Genomic DNA, 21,226 nt, shown 5'->3' on the forward strand with positions numbered 1-21,226 from the left:
ATGAAGTAATGGATATCTCATAGAAAAACTATAAGACCCACTGAAAGTGGGGCTTCGCCCCCTCTACTGCCACCATCAGAACCATGTCAGATGTAGCCGACTTCAACGCAGTGCCCCCTCAAATCATCTGCGCCGGTCTTGTCCGGTTCACGTCTGTCCCAACTGCCACCAGTCTGTTCATCCAATCTGATGCGTTCATACAGCTCATGCCGAAAGCTCAAAGGAAGTAGGCCTCTGGGGACGCTGCATGTGCACCCCTCAGCGAGGTCTTCAAGAAACACAGAGCCGGGAACATGCGTTCCTCTTCTCTTAGACTGTCACTTAATTGCCAGTCATCGCTTCTCTGTGTTGTTCTCCATAACTGGGCCCTAATCGAACGTCGCCGATCTTGCAGCGATCTTACACGTTGCTGTTCAGGGATCTCCCCTCCGTCGGTGAACCTGGGTACGGGATTACACGGCCTCAGCGTGTTGCGGTTGGGTGATGGCCGGGTAGGATTCCTTGCTAAGGGTCTCGTCAATCACTGCGATTGCACGATCCTGTGCTTCCTGAAGCCTCTTGGCATCATAGCCTTTGCTGTAATAGCCATAGCTCATGGTGAGCCCCTTACGACTGTGGCCGAGGAGGTAGGCAGCTACCAACTCCGAGACATCGCCCTGTTGCAATGCTGTCGCCATCATTACCCGAAATGAATGGAAGCCTTTGTCCTGCCGCTCGGTTACGTGCTTTCGCTTGATCTCGCCGAATCGCTTGGTAGCCAGATAGGCAAGCCGTCCATCCGGTCGAATGCTCACCAGATCATGGAAGAGGTATTCCGAGCCCGCATCGGCTGAGTCCGTCCTGAGTTTCTCAACTTGGGGGAGGCAAGGCTTCGGCACCGGAATCCATCGGGTCGCTGCTTCTGTCTTGCCGTCCTCCTGCGAGGCTATACCCATGAGAAGAACGCCATCTTCTTTCTTGAAGTCATGGAGCCTCAGGCTGACCAACTCGCTGATCCGAGCCCCGGTGTAGAGCCCCATCCGGGTTAGAAGCTGCATCGAGAAAGGCTGGCGCTCCATGGCTGCCATGAGATTTCTCAGCTCGGGGGATGTGAAAGGCTGTTTCTTCTGACGCCCCTTGGTGGTGTTGATCTTGTGCTTCTCGAAGGGGTTGTCAGCCGATACCCAGGCCCGAGCATAGGCGTAGTCCCACAACGTCTTTAGACGTGATATATGGCCCTGCACAGTTGCTCCTGACAGCTTCTCCCTACAGTGCTCGATGAAATCAAACACCTTGGAGCGTTCGATCATGCTCATTTGGATATCACTGCTGTTGAGGTAATGCAGGAAAGCGGTAACGGTCTTTTTGAAGCGGCTTCTGGTGCCTTCGGTATGGAGCTGCTCACGCTCACTGTTCCTGATGAAGTAGTCGAGCACCTCTTTCAAGGTCACGCCATACTTCTCACTCTCCGACTTGCCTTGCGCAACGGCCTTGAATGCTTCCACATACTCAGGGTCGGTCGCTCGGCCTACTGACTCGGGGTCCAAGACCTCATCCCAAGTCACGCCTGGGCCAACAAACCGATCCCCGGCCACTTGGCTCAGCTGGTCTACATACTGCAGGAATCGCTGGCGAGGCTGCTCCTGAACCTTCAACAGCCGCTCTCTTTGGCGTAGCTGTCCAAGGAGGATGTCCCGCTTCTCCCGCGCCTCCCTGATGTCCCCCGTCTCCAGGGACTGCTCAATGATGTCTCGGTCGGGGTAGAGGGGCTTCAGCGCCTTCGGGACGCGCTTTTGAAAGTACCAAGTGTTGTGGCGTAGCTTGAGATGCTTCCGGTCGTTCATGTCTATAGGCGGCACAAAATGTAGGAAATAATGTAGGAAGTATTGTAGCCGCAAGCCCTTGAACGTCAATGGTTTCAGTAGGTTAGGGTGTGATGAAACGGCATGATGTAATGCCCCTGGATGCCTGACGGAACAGTACTTCCGGGTACTGACTCCGCCCATAAAACCCCGCACGGGAGAAATCCCGGCGGGGTTTTTTTTGTTTCTGTGGTATTTTCAAATCGGGGTGCAGGTCACGTAGAATCTGCCCACTGGCCTGAAACCTGTGAAGCAATGTCACAAAGTCATCGCAGGTTCTTGCCATAATTCAGAAATTACTCAAACTCCCGCCGGCTTGCCAAGTCTGGTCGTGGATATTCAGTCGATAATGGTATCCAGCACTTGATGACCGACTCACCCGAACGCTCTTTCCTCAGGCCCATGAAGGTCATCCTGCTGGTATTGCTGGCGGTGGTGGTCTACCTCGTGGCCCTGGTGGCGTGGACGCCCGCTGGTTGGGTCTGGTCGCAGGTCTCCGCCAGTGTGGGATTGCCGCCGGGCGTTCAGGTGCAGCGGGTATCCGGTACACTCTGGCAGGGGGCGGCACGGCTGGAGGTGCAGCGTCACCCGGTGAGAGTCGCCTGGGACCTGTCCTGGCCGGATATCGCGGGTCTGCGACAACCCGTGGCCTTTACCGCCGAAACCGGGGGATCCCGTGTCCGGGGTGACCTGCTTTTGGGTTGGCCTTCATCTCTGGTTGTGGACGCCACCGGGCGTGTCCATGTGGCGGAGTTCGAGGAATTGATCCGGCAGAGCGGTGGCGCCCTGCTGGAAGGGGACGTCATTATCGAGCGTTTACGTATTGCTGCCAGCGATGGCCGCTTGGAGAGTGCGACCGGTCTTGGCCGCTGGCCGGGTGGTCAGGTGAGCTGGCCCATGGGGGGCAGTGTCCAGACCACGGTATTTCCGCCCATGCAGGCCACGCTGGCGGACACGACTCAGGGCGTCCTGCTGACGATTGCCGAGGAAGGGAAGGCAGAGCCGGCCGCCGATGCCACCATCGGCTTTGATGGCATGATGGGGATTCGTGTCTATAAACGCATGGTCGACCTCGCCGGGCAGCAATGGTCAGCATCGGCCGCGCCCGGCGATGTGATCTTTCAGGTGCAGCAACCCCTGGTACCGGGAGGTCGGCTCTGATGGCCAGGCGATCCTCCGTCAGGGTGCCGGGCTGGCTGCCCCGTTGGCTGGGCAACCTGCTGATGGCGGGGCTGTTGGTCCACGGTGCGGTGGGCGCAGCCTGGCTCACCTGGTTCCTGATATGGGATGAGAAACCGGTGGTATCGCTCTATCAGGATGGAGCGCCCTCAGCCGGCGGAGCGGCCCGGGTGAGTGCCCCGCTGGGCAGTATGGAGCTGTTCGGTCAGACTGCCGGCAATCAGCCGGTGCCCGAGACGGTACGCCGCAATGCCCCGGAAACCCGCCTGCGACTGACCCTGGAAGGGGTGATGGTGGCGGAGCGGCCTGAGAACTCCGGTGCTATAGTGACAAGCGGGGGTAACATTACTGCCCATTATCGGGTGGGTGAGATCATCCCGGGTAATGCCGAGCTTGTGGAGGTGGAACCCGGGCGTATACTGATCCGTCGCCAGGGTGCGCTGGAGTCCCTTGCCTTCGACGAAGACAGCGAAGGACCGGCTATTGCCGCTATGGAACCGGAGGCGGTTTCCGATGATACGTCGGGGGATTTCCTGGATCAGGCACAGGAACGACTGGCTAGCGAAGGTGCGAACGCGTTACTTGCATTTGGCCTCCAGCCGGTGGAGGATGGCGGCTCACAGGGCTACGTGTTTGACGGCTCCAACGCCATGCTGCGGGCGGTGAACCTGCGCGAGGGCGATGTCATCACGGCCATCAACGGCTACCAGCTGGGTGACCTGGAACAGGATCGGCAACTACTGGAAACACTGCGGTCCGAAAGTCAGTTGCAGGTGGAAGTTGAACGGGATGGTGCCCGTTTCACGGTAACCTACGCGTTACCACAGTAGTTTTGCCACATACAGACAGGGGAGCCGACCATGGCTCCATGTAAGGAAGGATCGGGGGGCGGTGTCCCCGAAAGACAATCAGAAAGCCATAGTGTTTCTGGAACTTACCGGCTGCCTTCGGCCAGACCTGAAGTCATCCGGGGCTCCTCCCAGGGGCATCGCAAGGCTTCTCATCGATACAGGACGCGATCGTTGCATGATTAAGCTCACCACACCTCTTTTTCGGGCCCTGGCGCTGGCCCTGTTGCTGCCGCTGATGACTGTGGCCCAGGCGCAGGAAGGTACCTGGCGGTTGAACCTCAAGGATGCGGACATCCGTGCCTTTGTCACGCAGGTTGCCGACATAACCGGTTACAGCTTTGTGGTGGACCCCAGGGTCAAAGGCAAGGTGACGGTCCTGTCCAGTGCCCCGATGAACAAGGACGAGATCTATGACCTTTTCCTGGCGGTACTGCAGGTGCATGGTTTCACAGCCATTCCCGGGGAGGAGGTGATCAAGGTCATCCAGCAGGTGGATGCCAAACAGAACGCCGAGGATCTTACCCGATTTGCTGAAACGCCCAGCGAGCAACTCATCACCCGGGTTATCCCGGTCAACAATGCCAACGCCCTGGAACTGGTTCCCATCCTGCGTCCGCTGGTGGCCAAATACGGGCATCTCGCTGGTGTGGCTGCCGCCAACGCGCTGATTGTCAGCGACCACCGCAACAATATCGAGCGTATCGAGGAGATTGTCCGGGATCTGGATAGCCCCTCTGAATACGAAGTGGAAGTGATCCAGCTGGACGAAGCCTGGGTTGGCGATATGGTTACCCTGTTGCAGGAACTGGCCCCCGACGAGCTTGGGCGTGCCGGGGGTGGCGGTGAGTCCCCCTCCCGCAAGTTCAGTGTCACCGCTGATGAACGAAGTAACCGGCTGATCCTGCGGGGCGACAAGAATTTCCGTGACAAGATGCGTAACCTGATCCACCAGTTGGACCAGCCCTCTGCCACCGGTGGCACGACCAAGGTGGTTCGACTTAATCACGGCGATGCGAAGAATATTACCGAAATCCTCGAAGGTGTCATGGGCGAAGTGGTCCGTGAAGCCGAAGGCGAAGGCGGCGGCAGTGGTGGTTCCAGTCGCCGCAACACCACCGGGTTTTCGGTGTTTGCGGACGAGGGCCTGAATGCCCTGGTGTTGCGGGGTGAGCCTTCCATGATGCAGGAAGCGGAAATGATCATCTCTCAGTTGGATGTTCGTCGCGCCCAGGTGATGATCGAGGCGGCTATCGTGGAAATCAGTGATCAGCTTGGCGAGGACCTGGGTGTGCAATTTGCGGCGGCCGACGAAGGGGGCGGGTCTACGCCGGTCATTGGTTCCAACTTCAATAACGTCGGCAACAGTATTGGTGATGTCATCGGTGCCATCCTTGAGGAAAGCCTGATTGCCCCGGCGGTGGGTGGTATCACCATGGGGGCCGGTCAGCGTAATGAGGATGGCGTTACCTGGGGCGTCCTGTTGCAGGCCCTGTCTACCTCGGCCGCGGCAAACCTGTTGTCCACGCCCAGCATTATCACCCTGGATAACCAGGAGTCCGAGATTATCGTGGGGCAGAACGTGCCTTTCCGTACCGGCGAACAGGCGACGGCCGGCGATGGGCTGAGTAACCCGTTCACCACCATCGAGCGGCGTGATATTGGTCTTACCCTGAAGGTTACGCCAAGTATCAGTGATGACGGTTTGGTGAGGCTGGTTGTGGAGCAGACGACAGAAGACATTGCCGACAGTGTCGAGGATGCGTCCGATATCATAACCAACAAACGAGAGATCAAGACGACCGTTCTGGCAGATGATGGTGAAACCATCGTGCTGGGCGGCCTGATTAACGAGAATGTCCGCATCAGCGAGAGCAAGGTGCCCCTGTTGGGTGATATCCCGATCCTGGGACGTCTGTTCTCCTCCACGTCGGAAAGACGTGAAAAGCGGAACCTCCTGGTTTTCTTGCGTCCCACCATCATGCTGGACAAGGCCAAGTCCGCCGAAGTCACTGATGACAAGTATGCGGGGCTGTGGGATATCAATCTGGATATTCGTGGAAAGCTGGACCTGCCGGAGGAGGATGAGGTACCACCGGAGATTGAGACGCTGTTCCGGGGCAAGGAGTACCGTGAAGCCCAGCGGGCCAAGGAGGAGGCCGCTGAGCAGTAGCATTCACGGAACGGAACCCCGATAGGGTCTGTGAGGCCAGGGAACGCAGGAATGACAGGGGCCGCCAGCTATGCTGGTGGCCCTTTTCCGTTTTGGTGTTGACCATCGCGGGCCGCCGCTTGTCCCGTGGGTCTTTGGAATGTCAGGAGAGGGGCGGCAGGGGGCAGTCAAGCTGGTCAGCGACGATCCTCAACAGCTCGTATTCCCTGGGGGCTATCCTGCCGTCATGGCGCACACACTGGGCGCAGGCATCCAGGATGGCGGGCTTGAGCATGGGGGAAAGCTGGTTAAGTCGTCCCAGGCTGTCCCGCAGGCTGCTGACGGTGACTTTTTCTACCAACGCCAGGTTGTCGGCGCCCTGGCGGTCGGCAAAGCTTGCAACGGCCTGCCGGTGCAGGGTGTTGGCTTCTGCCTGGTTACGGGTGCCTGCCCGGGCCATGAGGCTGAACAGCGTATTGAGGTCGCCGATGACGTTTCGGTAGCTGCGGTACCGCACCGGCACCGCCCGACTCGAATCTGATGCCAGGTGTCGTTGCAGGAAGCCGTGCAGGGCGAACTCGAACAGGGTGATACGACCGTCCGCCTCCGCCATGGTGGCGACCTGCCGGATCAGTGCCTGACGTTCGTCGGGGTCGAGTTTACGCAATGCTGGCATGGCCAGCTCCAGGGCGGGCAGGCGGATGCTGTCTCCCTCCCGCTCCAGTGTGGGCTGGAAACGACGGATCAGGGCCGGGTCCGGGCGCAGCACCATGGCTTCCGGCGTGTACTTGAGAAGGTTCCCGGCGGTATCTTTCCGGAGGTCATGGATCAGCAGGGCATAGATCAGTTGTACGGCACCGGAGCGGGTGTAGAGCAGTTCACGCACATTGGCCGGCAGGCGGTTCAGCAGTTTACTGGCATAGAGTTCGCCCGCCTGGGTGACCGTACCGGTGGTGGCAGCAATGGAAGTTTCTTCCTGCTGCGAAAACCCGGTACTGCCAGCAAAACCGCTGGTCTGCTCCGGTGCCCTGGTGCCTGCCGCTGTGACCTGATCCGCGGGCAGGTCGCGCATTCGGCTGCGCAGGCGTGTCAGCAGCCCTGGCTGGATGGCTTCGATGCGTTCATCCACAGGCGGGTGGGAGCCCAGTAACCGGCTGAAGGCCATTTTGGTGCTTTCGCCAAAGCACATGTGGTTCATGTCGCTGGCATGGCTGGTGTGTTCCAGGTAGCCGGATTTGAGCCCGATCTTGTAGAGGGCCCCACCGATGCCTTCCGGGTTGCGGGTGAACTGGACGGAGGAGGCATCCGCCAGTCGTTCCCGTTCCCGGGACACCGCGGCCTGGATCAGTCGGCCGCAGAAAACGCCCAGATAGCCGATGGCAGCAAGGGCCAGCCCCACGATCAGCAGTACTCCACGTCCGTTATTGCGACCGCCCGAGCTGAAGGAGTGGCGATGGCTGCTGCTGTGAAGCAGGAAGAAGCCGATCTGGCCGATGGCGAGGATGCCGGCCAGCAGGGCTATCAGGCGGACGTTGATGCGCATGTCGCCATTGAGGATGTGGCTGAACTCGTGGCCCACGACACCCTGGAGTTCATCCCGCGTCAGTTGGTTGAGGGCGCCATGGGTCACGACCATGACGGCTTCGTTGGGCGTGTAGCCGGCAACGAAGGCGTTGATGGCGGTTTCGTTGTCCATGACATAGAGCTGGGGCACGGGCACGCCGCTGGCGATGGCCATTTCTTCGACGATGTTGCGGAAGCGGCGTTCGTCGGGGTCCTGGCTGGAGGGGTCTAGCAGGCGGGCGTTGACCATTCTGGCGACCCGTTCGCCGCCGCCGGCCAGGTCAATCCAGCGTATCCCGGAGGTGCCGACGATGAGCAGGATAACGGCGCCGGCAGTTATCAGGCCGTGGGAGCTCAGGAGCCAATGGTGGAAGGGGAGGCCGGTGGTTTCACTGCGGGTGACCAGGTAGCCCACGATGCAGACGGCCAGGGCGATCATGGCGACGGCGAGGGTGAAGAGGAATACCAGCAGGGTGGTATTACGTTTGGCGATGGTCTGGCGTTCAAAGAATCCGGGTGCTGGCATGTCTTACATTCCGGAGCAGGAGGGAGTTAGGCTGGCTTGGGTGCAGGGCCAGGAACCCGACATCACTTTCCCGGACACGCCGTGAATCCGTCCCTGGAGGCTCTTCAAAAACGTCCCTGTTTTTGAAGGTCCGGGAAAGTGATGCCGGGTCCCTGTCCCCATACAGTGGTGCGACCTTCCTTTAAAAAGACACCTTCGGAGCAGTCCGCGCTTCCGGTGACTCCAGCTCCAGTTGGGCAGTCGGCTTGAAGCTGAACATGCCGGCGATGATGTTATTGGGGAACTTCTCCCGGTGGATGTTGTAGCTCATCACGCTGTCGTTGTAGGCCTGGCGGGCGAAGGCGACGCGGTTTTCGGTGCTGGACAGTTCTTCCATCAACTGCTGGACGGTTTCGTTGGCTTTCAGCTCGGGGTAGTTCTCGGCCACTGCGTAAAAGTTGGCCAGGGCCTTGGTGAGCATATTCTCGGCGCTGCCCAGCTTTTGCATCTTGCCGGCTTCACCCGGGTCGGTCGCGGCGTCTTTCTGGGCGTTAACGGCGCCGTTGCGGGCTTCCATGACCTGGGTGAGGGTTTCCCGCTCGTGGCTCATGTAGGCCTTGGTGGACTCCACCAGGTTGGGGATCAGGTCATGGCGTCGCTGGAGCTGTACGTCTATCTGGGAGAAGCTGTTCTTGAACTGGTTGCGGTAGGACACCAGTTGGTTGTAGATGGCGACGATGTAGATGACGACGATGGCGATTACGGCAATGCCGATCAGCGTGGAGATCATAAGGGTCCGTTCCTGGTGGGTGTGTGGGAGTGTTCCGGGACGCTCCCTGGCGCCTATTTATAGTGCTGATTCTCCATGTTTTCCTCAAGTTTTCCGTGAAAGCTGTCCACAAACTCCCGAAAGGCATCCGGGGCCAGGGGACGGCTGAAGTAATAGCCCTGGGCGATCTGGCATCCCCGCTGTCGCAGGTAGAATTCCTGTTCGTGGGTTTCCACACCCTCGGCAATAACGGCGAGGTTGAGGCTCTTGCCCAGGTCGATGATGGTGTTGGCGATTCGAGTGTCGTCTTCGTTGACCAGCAGGTCGTGGATGAACTGCTTGTCGATCTTGAGGTGCTGGACCGGCATCCGTTTGAGGTAGGTCAGCGAGGAGTAGCCGGTGCCGAAGTCATCCACGGCGATATTGATACCGGCACTGTTAAGCTGGCGCAGTTTTTCGACGGCGTCTTCCAGGTTTTCCATGAAGCCGGTTTCGGTAATTTCCAGTTCCAGCCGTCCTGGCGGGATCTCATGGCGGCCGAGGGTGGCCAGGATGGTGCCGACAATGTCCGGTTGGCGAAGCTGGACAGCGGACAGGTTGACCGCGATGCGCAGTGGCATGCCGGAGGCTGCCCAACTGGCGGCCTGGCGACAGGCTTCATCCAGAACCCACTGGCCGATGTCGACAATGGTGCCGTTGAGCTCCGACAGCGGGATGAACTGGTCCGGCGGCACAATACCCCGTTCCGGGTGAGTCCAGCGAATCAGGGCCTCGGCGCCGATAATGCGCTCGCTCTGGAGGCTGATCTGGGGTTGGTAGACCAGGTGGAATTCGTGGTTGTTGAGGGCTTGTGACAGGTCCTTCTCAAGCTGTTTACGGGCTCTGATCTCCTGGTCGACGCTGGCGATGTAAAAGCGGCTGTGGTTGGTGGCTTCCGCCTTGGCCAGGGTCATGGTGTGTTCCGCATGCTGTAGCAGATGGTCCGGTTCCGCCGCGTCTGTCGGGTACATGGCCACACCGATGGTGGCGGTTACCTGCAATGAACTGCCGTTGATACGTACCGGTTCGCTGAACAGCCGCAACAGGAATTCGGCCAGTTCCGCCGCTTCGTACTGGTCTTCCACCGGGTTGGCGATGACCACGAACTGATCGCCACTCAGGCGACCGGCGAGGATGCGCTGGCGGGTGGCCTGTTCTTCCATGCGCGCGGCCATGGTTTGCAGGATGCGGTCACCGGTCTGGTAGCCAAGCTGCTCGTTGATGGATTTGAAATCGTCTATGCCGCAGCAGTACACCGCCAGTTGACCCCGGCTGGCCCGGCAGTCCTCCAGAGTGGTTCCCAGGGTTGTCAGGATGGTTTCCCGGCTGGGCAGACCGGTGAGTTGGTCGTACCGGATAAGCTGATTGGCGCGGTTCTCGGCGGCCTCGTGTCGTCGTCGGCTCTCCTGGATCGACACCAGCAGGTTGTTGATGACCCCCACCAGTACCCCCAGTTCATCGGTCTTGTGGCCCCTGGGGCGAACCAGCAGGTGTCGGTCCGGGTGGTCGGGGTCCACTTCTGTCAGGGCTCTCACCAGGGTTTGCAGTGGCTTGGTCATCAGCCAGTGGACCACTACGAACAGTACGAGTCCGACAATCACCGCTCGCAGGATGCCCACCAGGAAGGTCATGGCAGAGCGCTCCAGCCAGGCGGCTGCGGCGGGAGAAGTATCATAGGTCACGCTGAGCTTACCGTAGACAACCGGCTTGCCACTGGCGAGGATATCGTTGCGATGCAGGTCGGTGGTGTAGGTTCTGGTCCGGTCGAACATCCAGTCCGTCAGCCCGCGGTAGGGGGAGTCGCTCAGGGCACGTTGATGACTGGCCAGTACTTCGCCGTCGGGATGGGTGATGGCGGCCTTATGAAGTTCCTGCTGACCGAACAGGCCACCAATGACCTGTTTGGCAAGGGCCTCGTCCAGGCTGAAGATGGACTGGGTGGCCGCTTCCCGCACCAGTTCCACCGTCTGGTGGGCATGGTGATCCAGTTCAGAGGAAACGTGCCGGGCATCGCTGACGATCTGGACCACACTGAGCAGGCTTCCGGCGATGATTGCGGCGGAAAGCACCCAGCGGAGAATCCTGTAGCCCAGGCGGCGTTGCACTGAAAATTCGTCCGTCATGATTATCGCATGGTTGTTATGATCGTCATTGTCGCCAGCGTACAGGGTGGTCCTGACCAATTAGCTAAGTATGGACAACATTCTGCGGATTGCACTGATTAGAGTGCCATTTTTCCAGAATCTTCAGTGGCTAAGTGTTTAATTTTGTAATGGTGGGATGGGTGAGAGGGCACGGAAACGCAAAAGCCCGCACGGGTGCGGGCTTTTGCTGTGGCACCAGTGCGATACCGGTGCCGGATGGGACGAAAACCGGTAATCAGGCCAGGTTTTCGTTCACGAAATCCCAGTTTACCAGTTTCCAGAAGGCTTCCAGGTAGTTCGGCCGGCTGTTGCGATAGTCGATGTAGTAGGCGTGCTCCCACACATCAACGGTCAGTACCGGCTTGTCCGGACCGGTCAGCGGGGTCTCGGCGTTGCTGGTATTGGCGATGGCAACGGAGCCGTCTGCCTTCTTGACCAGCCAGGTCCAGCCGGAGCCAAAGTTGTTGGCGGCCTTATCGTTGAATTCCTTCTTGAAGTCCTCGAAGGAACCAAAGGCTTTCTCGATGGCGTCCTTGGCGGCACCAGTGGGCTCGCCACCACCGTTGGGGCTCAGGCAGTTCCAGTAGAAGGTGTGGTTCCAGACCTGGGCGGCGTTGTTGAACAACGGGCCACTGGCGCTCTTGATGATGTCTTCCAGGGACTTGTTGGCATCGTCGGTGCCTTCCACCAGGCCATTCAGCTTGGTGACGTAGGTGTTGTGGTGCTTACCGTAATGATATTCCAGGGTCTCCTCGGAAATATGCGGTTCCAGTGCATTCTTTTCATAAGGCAGTGCGGGAAGTTCAAATGCCATGAGGTCGTTCTCCGTGGTTTCTCTCAGTATTTTGAGGGTATTGACACCCCCGGCGATCATTATAGGTCGCTGGCCTTGCCATGGTGTTGCCACGCAACCGCGTCCATTAGTCTTTTTGCCGACTACAAGTATCGGGGCTGGTTGATTATTTTCAAGGGCCGGGGAGCGGATTTCGCTGCGCCCCCTGATGGCTTGCCCGGCCGATTCGCAAGTCCAGGGCGTGGGGTATCAGCGCGTCAGGGAACAGTCCAGTTCCGGGCTGCCCGGCAGGAACTGGCTGACATTACGCACCCGCCATTTCAGTTCCTCGTAGCTTTCAGCGAGGACGTTGACATGGCCCAGCTTGCGGCCTGACCGCTCGCCCTTGCCGTAGAGATGAACGTGGGCATAGGGTAGCTCCAGGATGCGATCGATATCGCCATGCTCGCCGATGATGTTCACCATGCAACTGAGCCCCCGGGCCGCGGTGTTGCCCAGTGGGTGCCCGGCGATCGCCCGAATATGGTTCTCGAACTGGCTGGTCATGGCACCTTCCAGGGTCCAGTGACCGGAGTTGTGTACCCGCGGGGCCATCTCGTTGGCGACCAGTCCGTCAGCCGTTTCGAACAACTCCAGGGCCAGTACCCCCACGTAGTTCAGCTCGTTAAGCAGAGTACGGATGTAGCCGTCGGCCTTCTCCTCCAGGGTGGGAGAGAGTTCCGGCGCCGGCGCGATGGAATAGCGCAGGATGCCGTCGTGGTGGACGTTTTCGGCCATGGGGTAGAAGGCTACCTCGCCATCCTCGCCACGGACGGCAATCAGGGAAACTTCGCGGGTAAAGTCAACGAACTTTTCTACCATCAGCCGTTCGTGACCAATGGATTCCCAGGCACTGGCGGCATCCTCCGGCGTACGGAGCACCGCCTGGCCCTTACCGTCATAGCCCTCGGTGTTGGATTTGGCCACCACCGGGCAGCCAAGTGCTTCGGCGGCCGCCTTCAGTGAGGCGGCGCTGTCCGCCATGCGCCATTGGGGGGTGGGGATGCCCAGGTTGCTGAACAGGGTCTTTTCGGCTTCCCGGTTCTGACATACCTGCAGGGCCCGGGGCTGCGGATGGACCGGCTTGGTCCGGGCAATCTCCTCGGCTACCGCCACCGGCAGGTGCTCGAATTCATAGGTCACGCGGTCAACCCGGGACAGAAAATCGTCCAGGTACTTGCCATCCCGGTCGATGATGACTTCCCCCAAGCCTGCGCTGGGGCTTCCGGACATGTCATAGAAGACAAAGGTCTTCGCCAGGGGATAACCGGCCAGGGCCAGCATCCGGCCAAGCTGTCCGGCACCGAGAACGCCAATTCTCATCGGTATACTCCTGTCTGTCTCATGACTCAGCTTTCTTCGCTGGGGTCAGGATTGTCCAGTACGGACTGTGTCTGCTGTCGGCGGAAGTCCTCCACCCGGCCCTGCAGGTCCGGGTCATGGGTGGCGAGGATCTGCGCAGCCAGCAGGCCGGCATTGGTGGCGCCGGCCTTGCCGATGGCCAGAGTGCCCACGGCAACACCACCGGGCATCTGGGCAATGGACAGCAGCGAGTCCAGGCCGTTCAGGGCTTTGGACTGGACCGGCACCCCCAGTACCGGCAGCGGCGTCTGTGAAGCAACCATGCCTGGCAGGTGGGCCGCGCCACCGGCGCCGGCGATGATGACCTTGAGGCCACGCCCCGCGGCACCCTTGGCATAATCGAACAGCAGATCCGGCGTGCGGTGTGCGGACACCACCCGGGTTTCGTACCTGACGCCCAGCCTGTCCAGCATGAGGGCGGCCTGTTCCATGGTGGGCCAGTCCGACTTGGAGCCCATGATAATGCCTACCAGCGGTTGCATAGCGTTGTCCCCGGTAATTAAAGGTGACGGCAGCGGGCGTGGTCGATCTGCCGCCCGGCGTCGGGAAAGCCCGACATTTTAGGATCTGCCCGACTGCCATGCAAACCGTGAACTCAGTCAAGGGCGGATGCAGGCCTGCTCCGGGGGCATGATGCGTCCTTGGTGAAAGCGCCCGCAAACGGATATGATCAGTCGCCATAAGCAGTGATACCAAGAGGTTATTATGGACTCAATTCGCCCCGATGATGATGAACTCCGTGCTGACGCCCCTATTGCCGGTGATGGTCGCAAGACCGGACCGGGTAAGGCGGGGGGGCGTCAGCCCTCGGGATCCGGGGGCAAGGGCGCACCGCCCGCGGCTGCCAGTGGTAAGTCCGGCAAGGGCTCCGCAGGCCCTGTCTGGGTGTTGTCGCTGTTACTGGTACTGGTTGGCGCGGGCGTCGGCTGGTTTGGCTGGCAGATGCAGCAACAGGTTCAGGCCATGGAAGAGCAACTGGAAGAGGCCGATTACTGGGCCCGGCAAAGCAAACTGGCCCTGGCCCGGTTTGAGGGGGATCTGTCTGAAACCGGTGAGAGTCTGGAGGAAACCGATTCCTCCATGGACCAGCGCCTGAGCAGCCTGGACAGCAAACTGGCGGAAGCCAATGACGAAATTCGCAAACTGTGGGTGCTCTCAAACGAGCGGAACCGCCCGCGGATTGCTGAGTTGGCCGAGGAACAGCAGGGCCTGTCCAGTCAGCTTGATACCCTGTCCGCCAGCCTGGAGTCCACGGGGCAGGCGGTTGCTGAACTGCAGGCCAGCACCGAGGAGCTGGATTCAGGGCTGGCGCAGGCCCGCCAGAACGGGCAGCAGAACAGCGAACGCCTGCAGTCGCTTTCCGGCGACCTGGAGGGAGTCGAGGAGCGCCTTGGCTCCATGGATGAACGGGTCGCCCAGCGGTTGCAGCGCTTCCGGCAGGAGCAATCGCTGACGCTGGACGGACTGGAAAGCCGTATCCAGGCTATGGAAGGAGGTGACGGTCGCGTGGAGGAACTTTCGCGGCAGCTTGCAGCCACCCGCAGCCGGTTAAACGAGGCAGAACAGACCCTTAAGTCCGTGGATGCCTCACGCTCGCAACTCACCTCGCGCCTGGTGCGCCTGCAGGATCAGGTGGATCAGCTTCGGGCGCAGTAGTGGAGTTTTCGTAAGCATCGGAATTGATTGAAAAATAATCGTTGTGCAGGGCGCTCGAAAAAATTTCGGGAAATTTCCCTGAAACATTTGACACTGTGCCAGAAATACTTAAAATGCGCGTCTCACTTGGTTGATGAACACGGCAACAGCCGCTCAATCAGGTGAGGCGCAAGCCGGAAGTGGGTGGTTAGCTCAGCTGGGAGAGCATCGCCCTTACAAGGCGAGGGTCGCAGGTTCGATCCCTGCACCACCCACCACTTTCCGGGCCATTGGCTTTCCCTGGTCAATGGAGGTTGCTGAAACAGGCTGATGCCTGGACAGCAAGAATGCGGAGCGGTAGTTCAGTTGGTTAGAATACCGGCCTGTCACGCCGGGGGTCGCGGGTTCGAGTCCCGTCCGCTCCGCCACTTAGTTTCCTTCCCGGGTGGTTAGCTCAGCTGGGAGAGCATCGCCCTTACAAGGCGAGGGTCGCAGGTTCGATCCCTGCACCACCCACCATATTCCTATCTATATCTTTTTCCTATCTATATTTTTCCTGAGTGACGCCTAACGCTACGCGTAATGTGGTGCCCCCTGCCTGGAAAATATTGCGACATGTCGTAATTGCGTGTTGTCACGAAACTTTTCAGGATTTAACGATTTTCCTTACGAAAACTACAATTTACGTTCATAAAACGGATCTTGCGCACAGAGTTGGCCCCCTGTAGTTTTGTAAAATTCTTTAAAATGGCATATGCCGGGGGTCATCATTCATGCAGTTTAACGTTACTGGAAAATCACGGGCAGGGATTGCCGCCGTTGTATTCGCGGTCTTGTTGACTGGCTGTGGTGGGTCTGGTGGCGGTTCCTCGTCGGAAGCCTCTACCGTTCAGGGGCAGGCCGTTTCGCTGAGTTGGCAGGCGCCTGGCCAACGCATCAATGGCGAGCAGATCAGCCTCTATGATATCGATGCCTATATTGTTCGCTATGGACGTGATCCGGACAAGCTGGACCAGCAGGCAGTCGTGGACGGGTGTACATCGCCGCAGTGCGTCTATGACGTACAGGGTCTTGCACCGGGTACCTGGTATTTTGCGGTGCAGACGAAGGACGTCAATGGACTGGTCAGCCTGCCCAGTGAGCCCGTTTCCCGGACAATCTGACACCAGGGGCCTGCCTTAGTGTTCGGGCTCCCCAGGGTGGGCAGTGACTGGTAGCTTCAGGGTGAAGGCGGAACCTTCACCCTCCTTTGATTCCACATCGATCTCCCCCTTATGTTTCTCCACCACGACGCTGACGAACGACAGGCCCAGGCCGACACCGTGCTTGCCTGCCAGTTCGCTGCTTTTCTGCCGCTGGAAGCGATCGAACAGGGTGGGGAGTTCTGAGGCGGCAATGCCTGGCCCTTCATCCGTGACCGTCAGGCAGGCCTGGTGGCCGGCCCGGAACACCTGCATGGTGACCACCGTGCCGGGCTCCGAGTACTGCACGGCATTGGTCAGCAGGTTGATCACCGCCCGCTCCAGCAGTTCCGCATTTCCCCTGAGCCAGAGGTCGTCACTGCCCAGCAGTACCAGCTTGATGTTCTTCTGCAGGGCCTGCTCGCTGACGCTGTCCCGGGCATTTTCCACAATGGCGAGGAATTCGCAGTCATAAAAACGGGTTTCCGTGAGCTGCTCGGCCCGGGCAAGCTGGACGAACTCCTCTGCCAGGTGATAACTGCGCCTCGCCAGCTTGCGAAGCTGTTCCAGTTGCTCTGTCTGGACTTCACCGGGGCGCCGCTTGAGCTGTTCGATAAGCGCCAGTTGGGATACCAGCGGTGAACGTACGTCGTGGGAGATAAAGTCGATGGCTTCCCGGTGCTGGCGCTGCTGTTCCCGCAGTTCCGAAATATCCGCGATATTGGCAATCACGCCATTCTGGTTGCTGTCCGGCAGCAGGAAAGGCGCAAAATGGATCAGGAAATCCCGCCCGTGGAGGCGCAGGTCCACGGTGCGGCTTTGTTGCTGGGTCAGGGTGTCGGCCACGGTCTCCGACCAGCCCGGTGATCGCGGGTCGTGGCCCTGGAGCAGGGTCGCCAGCGACATGCCCTGAAGGCTGGGCTGTGGCTCGTTGAACCATTGTGGCACGTGCCCATTGGCGAACAGGATCAGCCCCAGGGGATCAGTCACCACAATGCCGTCCGGCATGTGCTCGAAGCTGCGCCAGATAAAGCTCTGGATATGGTTCAGCTTCTGGGTGGCCTGTTGGGCCCGGTTGATGCGGGTGGAGAGGTTCTCCCGCACCACGGCCACCGGCTGGCGGTCATGGGGTTGTTGCAGCTCCAGGCGCCCGAGGTAGCGTTCGGCGGCAGCGCCGGCCAGGCCCGACGGCAGTTTCAGGGCAAGCCGGTAGCGGTGTTCGCCACGGGTCAGGGTGGTCCGGCTGATGCCATGGTCATGCAGCCAGAATCCGGGGCGTCGTGGCCACACCGGCATCTCGTCGGTGGGCAGGTTTTCACGGACCAGGACGGTGTCATCCTCCATCAGAAGCCAGCCTTCCGGCGTCACCAGTTCACGAAGGTTGGCGAGGATCTGGTGCGGGCTGCGGCTCCAGGGGGGCGGCAGGTGCAACAGGTTGCCGCGCTCCAGTTGATCAATCTGCTGGTTAAGGAACCGGTTGGCCAGCGACAGCCGGCGGGCGCTCCATAATGGAAACGCAATCACCGGAACCAGCAGGGCATTGGCCACCGGAATCCAGGTATCCAGGTGCAGCAGGGTAAACACCGCTGTGCCAAGCACCAGGATGAACAACAGGCCGGAAAAACCGAAGGTCCGGTTGGGGCGAAGCCGGGGCAGCACCAGTACGATCATCAGTCCGCTGAACAGCGCCAGCCCTACGGACCATAACGGCGATACCTGCCGGATCAGGCCGTGGTCCTCGATGGCGGCCAGTACGTTGGCGTGGAACTCCACCCCCGGCATGGGCTGGGCCAGACCGGAGAAGGGCGTGGGCAACACGTCGCCAAAGCCCGCCGCGGTGGCGCCAACCAGTACGGTTTTTCCTTCCAGCCAGCCGGACGGCGGTGGGTTGACCAGCAGGTCGCTGTAGGAATAGGTGGTATAGGCGCCGCTGCGTCCGGCCAGGGGAACCCGGCGAAAATCCCGGCGGACGTTGACGTAGACGGGGGCATCCAGCCCATCGGGCGATACCGGCGCCACCGAGGGGGTGTTCCGGCTGGTGGCCAGGGCCATGGCTGGCCAGAGTTCGTTACCCAGGCCGTTGTAGAGGTAGAGGCCCCGGGCAATGCCGTCGGAGTCCAGTTCCACATGGGCGTGGCCAATGGCAAAGGCGGCACTGGCCAGTCGCGGCGTGGGCAGTTGCTCACGGAACAGGTCATCCTGGCTGCTGGGAGCCACATAGAGCGGCAGGGTCACCCGGCCGTGGGAGCGCATGGCCTCTGCCAGGGCCTGGTCATCCATGGCCGGTTCCGTAAACAGGATATCCAGTACGATTCTTTCGGCACCGGCCTCCGCCAGACTGTCGATCAGGCTGGCATGCACTGAGCGTGGCCATGGCCAGGGGCCGATCGCGGACAGGCTTTTCTCGTCGATGGCAACAATTACCACGTCCTCCGGAGCTTCCGGGGGCCAGGTGGTGATCAGAGTGTCGTACAGCCAGTTGTCGAGGCGTTGCGGCAGGGTGGTGAGCTGGAGCAGCAGCAGGAGGCCGATGAGGGGCAGGGCCAGCGTCCAGGCTGAATGTCCGGTGGAAAGCCAATCCCTCGTCATGGGCCCTGCTATGGTACGTGGTGGATTCAGTGCTGACCGCCTTTGACGTTAAAAGGCTGACAGTACCATTATTCTACATATAATTCTCTACCCGGGCCCCACCGACCCACAGTTGGACCTTCGGTAACCGCCCGCAGACGTACAAAGTACCGCCTGCCGGGGATCAGTCGCAAGGCGGCCGTGGTATTGGCCACCGTGGCCTCCTTGATCACGTCTTCAAACGAGGGATCTTCCGACAACTGCAGGAGGTAACCGGAAGCATCCTCGTTGCTTTCCCAGAATACGCGTACCTGGCGATCAATGTAGTTGGCACTGATCACCCTGACCGGCGGCAGGGTGCCGTTTACGGTCAGCGTCCGGGCCTCACTGGTGGCGACGGAATTGCCACCGGCCTCGGTGACCACCCGCCAATGGTATTGCCCCGGCTTCAGGGACTTGTTCGGGGTTGCCGATTCCTCCCCGTTCCAGTCGCTGCTGGCCACCACGTCAGTAAAGCTGCTGTCGGTGGCAATTTCCACCCGGGCTTTCTCACTGTCCCCCTGGTAACGCCACCGGAAGAGGGGGCGATCACTGTCCACTTCGGCCCTGTCCGCCGGTTCCAGCAATTCCGCGGCCCTGGCCGCCAGGTCGACCTGAAAGGCGACATTGGCGGGCATGCCGCTGGTGCCGTCTTCCATGAGTGACGCCACCTGCACCTGGTATTTGCCATTGGCAAGGCCGCCAAGGTTGATGCGGGTGTTGCCGGTCTGTTCCCGGCGAACCCAGTGCCCGGTGTTCTCGTCCAGGATATCCACCCGGTACCGCCCGGCGCCGTTTGACTGCCACGCCAGCTCAGTGGGCATGCTGCTGATGGTTTCAGGCAGTGGCCGGGTTTTCGGTGCCGGCGGCAGGCGGAGTACCCGCAGTTCTTTGGGGCCGCTGCGATTCACCGATGCGCCATAGCCCGCCGGGATCTCGCGGATATCGTCGGGCGGGCCAAAGGCAACACGGCCCTCGGTCACCTGCAGGTGACTGCCATTGCCATCCGCCTGCAGGGCGAAGGCGGTTCCCCGTACGGCGGCAATGGCCGATGGGGTTTCGATTTCGAAGCGGGCGCCTTCCTCGACCATCGGTTTGATGCGATTACTCACGCCACCCCGTTCCAGGCGTACCCGGGTATCGGTCATGCCGGTACGACCGTAGCGGGTGAGGCGGTTGAACACGACCGAGCTGTCGGGGTTGATGCGGATGGTGGAGCCATCGGCAAGCTCGACGGTGACGATGCCGTCATGGGTAACCACGGTATCGCCGGCCAGGATCTGTTGGCCATCGGTGAGCCGCCGAATGCTGCCGGTGCCGGCAGACCGGATGCGGGCGTGGCCGCTGACGCCCCGAACCCGGGCGGGCTCGGGCTGTTGCTTGAGCCAGGCCACCGGAATCCGGATCTGATCGCCGGCACTGATGGCGGAAGGTGAGCGGAGACCGTTGTAGCTGGCCAGGCGGTCCGCGGAGGCTGATGACTTCAGCAGCTCCCCGGCCACCTGTCCGAAAGACTCGCCGGATTTGAGCGTATAGGTCCAGTCCGAGGGATCACCCACGGGCTGGGCCAGGCCGGCGCTGGACGCCCCGGAGCCGCGGGCGATGGTCAGCTCGGCCAGCGGCTGGGTCGGCAACAGGCCGATCACCAGCATCAGGGCGACGGCAAGGCATGCCGGGGACAGCGGGTATCGCCGTGTCACGGAAATGGATGATTGCAAGTGGCGGCCCCAGGTCATCAGGCGGAGGTGGCTTCCTCACCAACGGTGGCCTCGGCCATGGATTCCAGCCGGTAGCCCCGTTGATAGATGGTCTTGATCCGGAAACCGTTTTCCGGATTCAGCCCCAGGCGCCGACGCAGGCGACTCATATGGGTATCCACGGTCCGGGTATTGATATCCCGGGTCAGGCCCCAGACTCTCTCCAGCAGCATTTCGCGGGTGAGCAGCCGGCCCTGGTTCTGGAACAGGAACAGGGTCAGGTCGAAGTCCTTGTCGGTCAGGGTGAGCAGCTCGCCGTGCAGGGTGATGGTGCGTCGGCTGGTGTTGACCACGAAGGGGCCGTAGACCAGCTCTTCCTTGTCGGCATCCGGGTTGGAGCGACGGGCCAGGGCATTGATCCGGGCGTTGAGCTCTGCCGGCCGTGCGGGCTTGGCCAGGTAGTCGTCGGCACCGGCATCCAGGGCCTGGACGATATCCTGCTCGCTGTCGCGCTGGGTGAGGAACAGCACCGGTACCGGCCAGTTCAGTTGCGCGCGCACGTCCCGCAGCACATCCAGCCCGGTCATGTCGGGAATCTGCCAGTCCAGGATCATCAGGTCATAGCTGCGGTGGAGCACAGCGCTCAGGAACGACTGCCCCGTGGGGAAGCTGTCACAGGGGTGACCCTGGTCCGCCAGAATCTGCTGCACATGCTGAGCCTGTTCGTGTTCGTCTTCCAGCAGGGCTATGCGCATGAATTGTCTCCTGAAAACGCAAGTTTCACCGGCACCGGGTGATGAAGGACATCCGGGCGTTACTCAAACGGCTGTATAACGCTCGATATTGTGTCAAATATTTAATGACGAGTCAGT

The 21,226-nt window shown here is 60.4% G+C and carries 15 protein-coding genes and 3 tRNA genes; 8 read left to right on the top strand and 10 right to left on the bottom strand.

Annotated features, from left to right (window positions below; translation table 11 throughout):
• Window positions 1-452: 452 nt before the first annotated feature.
• Window positions 453-1,823, bottom strand: a complete 1,371-nt coding sequence (locus ACJO2E_RS04445) for a tyrosine-type recombinase/integrase (protein WP_406962211.1) — start codon at window positions 1,821-1,823, stop codon at window positions 453-455.
• Between the two features lie 384 nt (window positions 1,824-2,207).
• On the opposite strand from ACJO2E_RS04445, the gene gspN reads away from it, so the two are divergent.
• The 3 genes from gspN (at window position 2,208) to gspD (ending at window position 6,041) form a co-directional block, all read left to right on the top strand.
• A complete protein-coding gene (gspN, locus tag ACJO2E_RS04450; RefSeq protein ID WP_406962213.1) occupies window positions 2,208-3,002 on the top strand; it encodes a type II secretion system protein N in 795 nt (264 codons plus the stop codon).
• Window positions 3,002-3,850, top strand: a complete 849-nt coding sequence (locus ACJO2E_RS04455; protein WP_406962215.1) for a type II secretion system protein N — start codon at window positions 3,002-3,004, stop codon at window positions 3,848-3,850. The genes gspN and ACJO2E_RS04455 overlap by 1 nt, the downstream gene beginning before the upstream one ends.
• Window positions 3,851-4,046: 196 nt before the next feature.
• A complete protein-coding gene (gene gspD / locus ACJO2E_RS04460; protein WP_406962217.1) occupies window positions 4,047-6,041 on the top strand; it encodes a type II secretion system secretin GspD in 1,995 nt (664 codons plus the stop codon).
• A gap of 142 nt (window positions 6,042-6,183) precedes the next feature.
• Here the strand turns inward: gspD and ACJO2E_RS04465 are convergent, their stop codons facing one another.
• From ACJO2E_RS04465 to purE, 6 genes are all read right to left on the bottom strand, one after another.
• A complete protein-coding gene (locus ACJO2E_RS04465; RefSeq protein ID WP_406962219.1) occupies window positions 6,184-8,109 on the bottom strand; it encodes a M48 family metallopeptidase in 1,926 nt (641 codons plus the stop codon).
• Between the two features lie 181 nt (window positions 8,110-8,290).
• Complete coding sequence (locus ACJO2E_RS04470; protein ID WP_406962221.1) at window positions 8,291-8,878, bottom strand: LemA family protein; 588 nt, start codon at window positions 8,876-8,878, stop codon at window positions 8,291-8,293.
• A gap of 53 nt (window positions 8,879-8,931) precedes the next feature.
• A complete protein-coding gene (locus tag ACJO2E_RS04475; RefSeq protein ID WP_406962223.1) occupies window positions 8,932-11,019 on the bottom strand; it encodes a putative bifunctional diguanylate cyclase/phosphodiesterase in 2,088 nt (695 codons plus the stop codon).
• Between the two features lie 256 nt (window positions 11,020-11,275).
• The gene (gene sodB, locus ACJO2E_RS04480; protein ID WP_406962224.1) at window positions 11,276-11,854 is read right to left on the bottom strand and encodes a superoxide dismutase [Fe]; all 579 of its coding nucleotides are present in this window, start codon (window positions 11,852-11,854) and stop codon (window positions 11,276-11,278) included.
• A 228-nt stretch (window positions 11,855-12,082) separates the two neighbouring features.
• The gene (locus tag ACJO2E_RS04485; protein WP_406962226.1) at window positions 12,083-13,195 is read right to left on the bottom strand and encodes a 5-(carboxyamino)imidazole ribonucleotide synthase; all 1,113 of its coding nucleotides are present in this window, start codon (window positions 13,193-13,195) and stop codon (window positions 12,083-12,085) included.
• Window positions 13,196-13,221: 26 nt separating this feature from the next.
• Window positions 13,222-13,716 (bottom strand): 5-(carboxyamino)imidazole ribonucleotide mutase, encoded by a 495-nt coding sequence (gene purE, locus ACJO2E_RS04490; RefSeq protein ID WP_328185562.1) that lies wholly within the window; start codon window positions 13,714-13,716, stop codon window positions 13,222-13,224.
• Window positions 13,717-13,939: 223 nt separating this feature from the next.
• Here purE and ACJO2E_RS04495 point away from each other — a divergent pair, with 223 nt between their 5' ends.
• From ACJO2E_RS04495 to ACJO2E_RS04515, 5 genes are all read left to right on the top strand, one after another.
• Window positions 13,940-14,890 carry a coiled-coil domain-containing protein gene (locus ACJO2E_RS04495; protein ID WP_406962228.1) on the top strand — a complete coding sequence of 317 codons (951 nt, stop codon included), beginning with the start codon at window positions 13,940-13,942 and terminating at the stop codon, window positions 14,888-14,890.
• 181 nt (window positions 14,891-15,071) lie between these two features.
• Window positions 15,072-15,147, top strand: a tRNA-Val gene (locus ACJO2E_RS04500).
• 73 nt (window positions 15,148-15,220) lie between these two features.
• Window positions 15,221-15,297 (top strand) — tRNA-Asp (locus ACJO2E_RS04505).
• Between the two features lie 15 nt (window positions 15,298-15,312).
• Window positions 15,313-15,388: transfer RNA gene (locus tag ACJO2E_RS04510), tRNA-Val, on the top strand.
• Window positions 15,389-15,642: 254 nt separating this feature from the next.
• A complete protein-coding gene (locus tag ACJO2E_RS04515) occupies window positions 15,643-16,032 on the top strand; it encodes a fibronectin type III domain-containing protein (RefSeq protein ID WP_406962230.1) in 390 nt (129 codons plus the stop codon).
• Between the two features lie 15 nt (window positions 16,033-16,047).
• Here the strand turns inward: ACJO2E_RS04515 and ACJO2E_RS04520 are convergent, their stop codons facing one another.
• The 3 genes from ACJO2E_RS04520 to ACJO2E_RS04530 all read right to left on the bottom strand — a co-directional run bounded on the left by ACJO2E_RS04520 (window position 16,048) and on the right by ACJO2E_RS04530 (window position 21,109).
• Window positions 16,048-18,639 (bottom strand): CHASE2 domain-containing protein, encoded by a 2,592-nt coding sequence (locus ACJO2E_RS04520; protein ID WP_406962232.1) that lies wholly within the window; start codon window positions 18,637-18,639, stop codon window positions 16,048-16,050.
• A 68-nt stretch (window positions 18,640-18,707) separates the two neighbouring features.
• Window positions 18,708-20,375: a FecR domain-containing protein gene (locus tag ACJO2E_RS04525; protein WP_406962234.1), complete on the bottom strand. Its 1,668-nt coding sequence runs from the start codon at window positions 20,373-20,375 to the stop codon at window positions 18,708-18,710.
• A 17-nt stretch (window positions 20,376-20,392) separates the two neighbouring features.
• The gene (locus tag ACJO2E_RS04530; RefSeq protein ID WP_406962236.1) at window positions 20,393-21,109 is read right to left on the bottom strand and encodes a response regulator transcription factor; all 717 of its coding nucleotides are present in this window, start codon (window positions 21,107-21,109) and stop codon (window positions 20,393-20,395) included.
• Between the last annotated feature and the right edge of the window lie 117 nt (window positions 21,110-21,226).

Origin of the sequence: Marinobacter shunpengi, from assembly GCF_045449695.1 — a bacterium.
In the GTDB taxonomy this organism is placed as follows: Bacteria; Pseudomonadota; Gammaproteobacteria; order Pseudomonadales; family Oleiphilaceae; genus Marinobacter.

Bases quoted from the DNA above. Each gene is read 5' to 3' on its own strand.
- ACJO2E_RS04530 (WP_406962236.1), bottom strand. From the start codon at position 21,109: ATGCGCATAGCCCTGCTGGAAGACGAACACGAACAGGCTCAGCATGTG.
- sodB (WP_406962224.1), bottom strand. From the start codon at position 11,854: ATGGCATTTGAACTTCCCGCACTGCCTTATGAAAAGAATGCACTGGAA.
- gspN (WP_406962213.1), top strand. From the start codon at position 2,208: ATGACCGACTCACCCGAACGCTCTTTCCTCAGGCCCATGAAGGTCATC.
- ACJO2E_RS04485 (WP_406962226.1), bottom strand. From the start codon at position 13,195: ATGAGAATTGGCGTTCTCGGTGCCGGACAGCTTGGCCGGATGCTGGCC.
- ACJO2E_RS04495 (WP_406962228.1), top strand. From the start codon at position 13,940: ATGGACTCAATTCGCCCCGATGATGATGAACTCCGTGCTGACGCCCCT.
- ACJO2E_RS04455 (WP_406962215.1), top strand. From the start codon at position 3,002: ATGGCCAGGCGATCCTCCGTCAGGGTGCCGGGCTGGCTGCCCCGTTGG.
- gspD (WP_406962217.1), top strand. From the start codon at position 4,047: ATGATTAAGCTCACCACACCTCTTTTTCGGGCCCTGGCGCTGGCCCTG.
- ACJO2E_RS04520 (WP_406962232.1), bottom strand. From the start codon at position 18,639: ATGACGAGGGATTGGCTTTCCACCGGACATTCAGCCTGGACGCTGGCC.
- ACJO2E_RS04465 (WP_406962219.1), bottom strand. From the start codon at position 8,109: ATGCCAGCACCCGGATTCTTTGAACGCCAGACCATCGCCAAACGTAAT.
- ACJO2E_RS04475 (WP_406962223.1), bottom strand. From the start codon at position 11,019: ATGACGGACGAATTTTCAGTGCAACGCCGCCTGGGCTACAGGATTCTC.
- ACJO2E_RS04515 (WP_406962230.1), top strand. From the start codon at position 15,643: ATGCAGTTTAACGTTACTGGAAAATCACGGGCAGGGATTGCCGCCGTT.
- purE (WP_328185562.1), bottom strand. From the start codon at position 13,716: ATGCAACCGCTGGTAGGCATTATCATGGGCTCCAAGTCGGACTGGCCC.
- ACJO2E_RS04470 (WP_406962221.1), bottom strand. From the start codon at position 8,878: ATGATCTCCACGCTGATCGGCATTGCCGTAATCGCCATCGTCGTCATC.
- ACJO2E_RS04445 (WP_406962211.1), bottom strand. From the start codon at position 1,823: ATGAACGACCGGAAGCATCTCAAGCTACGCCACAACACTTGGTACTTT.